Below are 854 nucleotides of genomic sequence, written 5' to 3' on the forward strand. Positions count from 1 at the left end.
TATCCAAATAGCGAACAAAAAGAATATTTTGCTAAAACTTTTGGATGTAGCAGACTTATATATAATCTTATGTTATCTGATAGGATTAAAGCATATGAGGAAAACAAGGACTTAGATATTAAGAAAATAAAATATCCTACACCTGCACATTACAAAAAGGAATATGAGTTCCTAAAAGAAGTTGATAGTTTAGCACTAGCAAATGAACAAATGAATTTAGATAAAGCCTACAAAAACTTTTTTAGAGATAAATCAGTAGGTTTTCCTAAATTCAAATCTAAGAAAATAAACTATCATAGTTATACTACTAACAACCAAAAAGGTACTGTAAGGATTGAAAATGGATATATAAAATTACCTAAACTAAAATCGATGGTTAGGATAAAACAACATAGAATGTTTGATGGAGAAATAAAGAGTTGTACTATATCGAGAACACCAGGTAATAGATATTATATTTCTATATTAGCAGAAACTGAAATAGAGAAACTAAAAACTATTGATAAGAAAATAGGTGTAGATGTTGGATTGAAGGAATTTGCAATATGTAGCGATGGATTTAGAGTAGATAATCCTAAACACTTTAGAAAATCAGAGAAAAGATTAACTAAACTACAAAAGGACTTATCAAGAAAACAAAAAGGAAGCAATAATAGATATAAAGCAAGATTGAAGGTAGCAAGGTTGCATCAAAAGATATCAGACCAAAGAGCAGATTTCCTAAATAAGTTATCAACTAAACTAATACACGAAAACCAAGTTATAGTTATTGAGGACTTGAAGGTAAAGAATATGGTGAAAAATCATAAGTTAGCGAAAGCTATAAGCGAAGCAAGTTGGTCGGAGTTCAGAAG

At 29.2% G+C, this 854-nt stretch carries 1 protein-coding gene; it reads left to right on the forward strand.

The features are described 5' to 3' along the window. Positions 1-854, forward strand: an 854-nt coding sequence (locus KGF52_RS21020) for a transposase (protein ID WP_227841524.1), incomplete at both ends; no start/stop codon positions are given.

Source organism: Clostridioides sp. ZZV15-6597 (assembly GCF_020657815.1).
Classification (GTDB): Bacteria; Bacillota; Clostridia; order Peptostreptococcales; family Peptostreptococcaceae; genus Clostridioides.